Source organism: Clostridium sp. (genome assembly GCF_051654825.1).
GTDB lineage: Bacteria > Bacillota > Clostridia > Clostridiales > Clostridiaceae > Clostridium.
Window position 1 is genome coordinate 1 of sequence record NZ_JBOFYU010000131.1, and the last position, 7,086, is coordinate 7,086.

The window sequence follows — 7,086 nt, forward strand, 5'->3', positions numbered from 1 at the left end:
ATCACTAGGATTTGTTAATCTAACACAAACATATCAAATGATGCATTAAATTCTAATGAACCGCCGTATACCGAACGGTACGTACGGTGGTGTGAGAGGTCGGTAGATAAAATAATTATCTACCTCCTACTCGATTTATTATGTGTGAAAGAAATAGTAATTTGAAGATAAAAAGTAATCATAATTAGAATATAGAAATTATATAAATATAGTAGTAAGTAATAAAGGTGAAAATAGTATGGAGGAAAGGTAAATGAGTATGGAGTTTAAGTTTGAGAGAAATGAAGAGCTTAAGGCAATAATTAGATGTCAAAAAAATTTTTCAAACAATGAAGAAACATCCGAAGTATTGAAAAGCTTTTCTGTTTCTAGTGAGGATACTAATTGGAGTGAAGAATATATAAATGAATATATTTTAACTGTAACAGATAGAAATATTTATTTAGAGGGCATTTATCGCAAGGTTTTAGGGGCATTACCAGAAGTATTGAATGTTTCTAAAATTCCATTAGAAAAAATAGAGAATTTTGATGTAGATAAGAAAGATGAGTTTGAGCACATAACTATAACATGTAATAAAGACAAGATTTTCAAATTAATTCATAAGAGTAGATATAATAATTATGAAGCCACTGAAATAAAGGAGTTATTTTTTACAAGAGAGGAAGAGTATATTTAAAGAGGCCAAAGGCCTCTTTTTTAATGAGCAAATCCATAAGGTTTATTTTCATTCCTATATCCTAATATACGAAGAACTTTTCAAAACAAACTTGGTAGCCAGATGAGATAAGTAAATTAGGTTATAAGTAGAATCTAATTAGAAATAAACAACGAAAATAATATCCATATTATATTAATATTGTAAAAAAATATAAGAAATGGTAAAATTGTAATAAAAAGAAGGGTATAAAAGGTTAACTAATATTTATATATTAGTAAAAAAGGTTAAGGGGAGATTATTTAATGATTAGAAACAAAGTAAATAGAATTATTGCGATAGCTTTAAGTATGTCATTGATTGGGCAAGTTATCTTACCAAATGAAGTTACTAAAGCATCTGAAAAGACTATTACAAACAAGTCGGAATCACAAAAAAAGATTAGCACTGTAGAAAAGAAAGAAAATCAAGAGAAAACAGCACCATATGTTCAAGATTTTAATAATGGTGATATAAGTGGATGGGAAAAAGTATGGGGTGGAGGAAGCATAGAAGCTGCTGAAGGTGGTTTAAGAGTTCAGGGCGCTAATGCATTTAACTCAGCAGATGGAAAAGCATTTACTTTAGTTAAAGATAATAATTCTCCAGTAGTTAAAGATGGTCAATTAGAAGTAGATATGAAAGTAAGAAGTCATGCGGGAAGAATGGCTATTGTACTTAGATATGTAGATGAAAAGAATTATGAGTGTATTGGATACGATGTAGGTAATACATGGGTTTATATAAGAGCAACTAATGGAAATGAAACAAATACGCCTATTACTACAACTGGAACAGCATTAGGGCAAAATACAGACCATAAACTTAGATTAGAGTTTTCAGGTAAAAACTTAAAGCTTTTAGTTGATGGTTCACAAATATATCAAGGTGATATCTTAACAGAAGATAGAGCTGGTAAAATAGGATTTAGAGGTTGGGGATATGATGGGAACTACTCAAATGCAATATATGATAATTTAGTTCTTTCTCAATATAAAGAGGTTTCAGTTAGTCCATCAAGTCAATATATTAAATATGAAGATGCTGGTAAAAAAGATATAACAGTAAACTTATCAACAGCAGAAAATCCTTTATCATCAATTGTAGCAAAAGGAGAAACTTTAGTTAAAGATGTTGATTATACTGTAGATGGAACATCTTTAGTATTTAAAAAAGAGTATATAGAAAAAATTAAGGATTCAGGTGAAACAACTTTAGAGCTTACTTTTAAAGATGGCTTTAAGGCTAAGTTTGTAATTCAAGTTCAAATGCCACCAGAAGAGTACGTTGAGTATAACCGTGACTTTTCACAAGGAATAGAAGGAATGAAGGTTGTTAGAGGATCTGCTAATATAGCTTCTGAAGATAACAAACTAAAAGTTCCAACAACTAGCGATGCTATAGTTATAGATGAAAATTCACCAGTACTTTACAATACTGAAGTTGAGTTTGTTGTAGATCCAGCAAATGATAATGGTAATTTTGGAGCTGTAGTTAGATACGCAGATAATAACTCATGGACATATATTGGACAAGATGGACAAAGTGGAACATGGGGATCAAGCTGGTTTGTTTTAAATAGTGAAGGGCAACGTAGAAATATTTATAATGATAGTGCAAGATTATTTGGAAGAAGAACAGAACCTTATACTATTAAGATTAAAGTAGTAGAAAAGGTAGTTTCTATATATCTAGATGGTGGAGAAATCTTCAATGGAGTAGTTGATGAAGTAACAGGAGATAAAGGAAAGTCAGGTATCAGATTCCATGGTAATAATGGAGGAAACATTGAAAGCTTTAATGTTATAACAGGAAGAGCTGTAGAAGCTTCAAGTAATATTGAATTTAATGAAGTTGAAATAAATTCAGATGCATTAAAAGTAAAAATGGATGATAAGTTCCCAAGAGTTATAAGCTATCAATTAAAAGAAAATGAAGAAATGATGTATGGGCAAGAGTCACAAAATTATGTAGTTGAGATAAATAATAAAGCTTATACACCAGTAGTTACTTCAGAGTTTAATGGAGATACTATAGCTTACCATATGAGTATTGAAGAACTTGGAATGACATTTGATGTTGTGTATAAGGTAGAAGGAAATGTTCTAAATATGAATGTTACAAACATAAATGATGAACAAAATAAGTTATATACAATTAATTTCCCAGAAAATAGTTTAGTTTCTGTAAGAAGTAATCAACCAGGAGCAAAATTAAAAGGTGAAAACCATATACTTCATCAAGGAGTAAATAGAATAGATGAAGATTTAACTAACAAGGGTGCAGATAAAACTTATGCAACTACTACAATAGCTATTTTAAATACTGATACTTTAGCAGCATCAATGACAAGTAGCTCAATTAAGTTAAATCAAGAAATTGCATATCAAACTTTTGAAAATGAAGCTGGATACAAATCAACAGGTTTATGGACAAATGAATATATGTATAGAGGTATTTTAGATAATGAAGTAATAGAAGAGCCATGGGCTAAGGTTACTATTACAGGAGATAGAAATAAGGATAATAAAGTAGATTATATAGATGGAGCAATAGCTCACAGAGATGATATAAAGCCAGAGCAAGTAGGAATTGATATAGTACAAAATGCATACTCATCAGTTGCTATGAATGTTGGTAGTGTTGCTCAATATCCATTCTTAAGAATATTAGATAATGTTAAAAAGTTTAACCTAGGAACAGATGGATTTGAACAAAATATAATAATTAAGGGATATCAAACTGAAGGTCATGATGCATCTCATCCAGACTATGCAAATATCAGTACTAGAGCAGGTGGAGAAGAAGACTTTAAAACACTTGTTGAAGAAGCACAAAATTATGGAGCTTATGTAGGTGTTCATATTAATCATACAGAAGCTTATCCAGAAGCTAAGCAATATAGTGAAAACTTAGTATCAGATGTTGGTGCATGGTCATGGTATGATAGTGCTAAGCAAATAATAAGAGAAAATGATATATTAGATACAGAAGAAGGTATGGAAAAACGTCTTGATGATTTAGCAGCAATAGTACCAGGATTAGATATGGTATATGTTGATGTTTATAGTGATACAAGATGGCCTGCTCATAAATTATCATCAAAGCTAAATGATTTAGGTTGGGCAATAGCTAGTGAATATCCAGAAGCATTTAATCCTAAGAGTGTATGGGCTCACCATGTAACAGGAAGCTTTAATGATGCTGGAAACTTAACAAGATTTATTAATCACCAAACTCAAGAATCATTCTCTTCACATAGATTATTTAGAGGAGTTGCAACTAGAGTAAATGGTATTAATGGATGGCAAGGTGCTAGTAATTACAATGATACAATAAGAGATTTCTATACTAATATTTTACCTAATAAATATTTAATGCACTTCCCAATGAGTCAATGGGAAAGTAATGATAGAGCTGTTTTAGGTGAAAATAATGAAGTTGTTACAACTTATGAAAATGGTAAAAATGTCATTAGAAAAGATAATAAGATAATTGCAAATGGAAATAAATTATTTATTCCATGGAATCCTGAAACAGAGGATAAGATTTATCACTGGACAGATGAAAATGGAAAGACAACTTGGGAATTACCTAATAGCTGGGCAGGACTTGAATCAGTAGTATTATATAAATTAACTGATGAAGGTAAAACAGAAAAAACTTTAGTTCAAGTTGTTGATGGTTCAGTTACTTTAAATACTAAGGCAAATACTGCTTATATTGTTTATAAAGAAGAAGCTCCAGAAACTCAAGATATGGAATGGAGTAAGGGAAGCTTTGTAAAAGATATGGGATTTGATAGCCATAGATGGGATTACGGTTGGAAAAAATCAAGTACAGCTGAAAATACAGACCATATAAACTTTGTAAATAATGCTAAGGGTAATACACATGTTAAAGTAGAAGGTAATAAGGGAGCAGATGCAACAATTACTCAAACTATAACAGGATTAGAAGGTGGAAAAACTTATTCTGCATCAGTTTGGATGGAAGTTTCAGAAGGAAGAAAATCTGAAATAGTTGTTACTACACCAGATGGAAAAGAAGTTTCAAATTATACTGATAGAAGTAATGTTAAATACGGTTCAACTCATAATGATAAGTTAAATTCTTATTATCAAAGAGTTAAAGTAACATTTACTCAACCAGAAGGAGAAACTACAGCAGAAATCAAATTTAATGTTCATGAAGGTTCAGCAAATTCATGGGCTAATATTGATGATGTTAGAGTAGTAGAAGTAGGAGTAAGTGATAATAGAGGTCATGATTACTTTGAAGATTTTGAAAATGTAGATCAAGGATATGGACCATTTGAATCAACAAGTTCAGATAATAGCCATTTATCAGAAACTAATAGTCCATATACTAATGATACTATAGAAGGAAGATATTCAATGAAGGTTCGTTCAGGAGATTATATGAGAACTTTACCTCATAGAATAAGATTTAAGCCAAACACAACTTATAAAGTTGGATTAGATTATTTAACATGGGCAGATAATGCATTTACTTTAGGTGTTAAATCAGACAAAGCAAGAGAAGCTGGTGATACAGCTAATGCAGTTATTGCAAGTAAAAATGTAAGTAGAACAGGTCAAATTGAAGTTGAATTTACAACAGGAAACTATGACGATTACTACATTGATATTACAAAAAATGCCGCAACAGAGTATATCTTCGATAATCTATATGTTGATGAAGTAAATAAAGTAAATAAATCAGAACTTCAAAAAGTATATGATGAAAATAAAGAAAGAAAAGATAACTTCTATTTAGAAGAAGCATGGACAGAATTCAATACTGCTTTAGATAATGCTAAAACTGTATTAGCAAATATCCTTGCTACTCAAGAAGAAGTAGATTCAGCTAAAACATCTTTACAAGCAGCAGTAAGCAAATTAAAATCTTGTGACTTAAACGGTAATGGTAAGCTTGAAGTTGGTGATGTATCTATAGTTTCTAAATATTATGGAAAAACAAGCGACAATTCAGGGGCTGATTGGTCAAAAATTAGTGCTTATGATGTAAATAATGATAATAAAATTGATAATAATGATATAAGCATAATAGTAGATAAAGTTATAAAGTAATATCTTAATTAAAATAGACACTGAATATTCAGTGTCTATTTATTTATTTTACTTTAAAATACATAAAATATGGACAGTATATATACTAGACAATAAATTCAAATACTATTATTATAAAATATGGAAGTAAAATTAGAAAAATATAGAATATTATTACTATTACAAAAAAATAGAGTAATTAAATATTATAGTATATAATTCTTTAAATAGATTTGAATACTTTAAGGAGAGTAAAATGAGCATAAAGATAATAACAGATAGTACATCATATATACCTAAGGAGATAAGAGATAAGTATGATATTAATGTGATTTCACTTAATATTAGCATAGCTGATAAAAACTTTAGAGAAATAGATGTTGATAATAAAGAGTTTTATAAAATGATAGATGAATTTAAAGAATTCCCTAAATCATCACAACCTGCATTAGGTGAAGTAGAATATTTATTTGAAGAGATAGCTAAAAATGGTGATGATATAGTAGGTATATTTATATCATCAGAAATGAGTGGAACTTATTCAAGTACAAATTTAATAAAAGAAATGATACTTGAGAAATATCCAGAAAGAAAAATTGAATTAATAGATTCACGTTCAAATTGCATGCAAATGGGATTAGCAGTAATAGAAGCTGCTAAAAAGGCAAATGAAGGGGCAACAATTGAAGAAGTGGTTGCTACTTGCAAGGATGTAATGTCAAAAAGTAAATTCCTATTTACTCCAGAAACATTAGAATATTTAAAAATGGGAGGAAGAATAGGAAGTGCAAGTGCTTTATTTGGATCAATACTAAAAATAAAGCCTATCCTTACAGTTAATGATGGTAAAACAGATGTAGTAGAAAAAGTAAGAACTAAAAAGAAGGCAGTTGATTCAATAGTAGGTTACTTCCTAAAAGAAGTAGAAGAAAAGGGTCTTGGAGATGCAGTAATACATCATATTAACTGTGAAGAGGAAGCATTAAAAATAGCAAATGAAATTAGTGAAAAGCTAAATAGTGAAATAAAAATAGTATCTATTGGGCCTGTTATAGGAGCACATGTTGGGCCAGGGGCAGTAGGAATAGCATACTTTACAAAATAGTAATAAGTATATCAGAGTTTATAAGATAAAAAATAGATAAAAAGGATATGATTTCAAAAACATATCCTTTTTTAGTTGTGTGCCCAGCATGGGCACGTACTTGTCGGTGAAAGTCCGATATGGGGGTTGATAGTGCTAACCATTAGCTTAAGACAAGGGTGTCCATTGTGAGGTGGAATCTGAAGGAAGTCGGCGGCAAATCCTTGGTCTGA

The 7,086-nt window shown here is 30.2% G+C and carries 3 protein-coding genes; all 3 read left to right on the forward strand.

Annotation, left to right across the window (positions count from 1 at the left end; translation table 11 throughout):
* The first annotated feature begins 253 nt into the window (after positions 1–253).
* The 3 genes from ACRDBA_RS08190 (at position 254) to ACRDBA_RS08200 (ending at position 6,874) form a co-directional block, all read left to right on the forward strand.
* Positions 254–679: a hypothetical protein gene (locus tag ACRDBA_RS08190; protein ID WP_438572436.1), complete on the forward strand. Its 426-nt coding sequence runs from the start codon at positions 254–256 to the stop codon at positions 677–679.
* Between the two features lie 284 nt (positions 680–963).
* Complete coding sequence (locus ACRDBA_RS08195) at positions 964–5,790, forward strand: endo-alpha-N-acetylgalactosaminidase family protein (RefSeq protein WP_438572437.1); 4,827 nt, start codon at positions 964–966, stop codon at positions 5,788–5,790.
* A gap of 235 nt (positions 5,791–6,025) precedes the next feature.
* A complete protein-coding gene (locus ACRDBA_RS08200; protein WP_438572438.1) occupies positions 6,026–6,874 on the forward strand; it encodes a DegV family protein in 849 nt (282 codons plus the stop codon).
* Positions 6,875–7,086 lie beyond the last annotated feature (212 nt).

Excerpts from the sequence above, each read along its gene's own strand:
- ACRDBA_RS08190 (WP_438572436.1), top strand. The coding sequence starts at position 254 with ATGAGTATGGAGTTTAAGTTTGAGAGAAATGAAGAGCTTAAGGCAATA.
- ACRDBA_RS08195 (WP_438572437.1), top strand. The coding sequence starts at position 964 with ATGATTAGAAACAAAGTAAATAGAATTATTGCGATAGCTTTAAGTATG.
- ACRDBA_RS08200 (WP_438572438.1), top strand. The coding sequence starts at position 6,026 with ATGAGCATAAAGATAATAACAGATAGTACATCATATATACCTAAGGAG.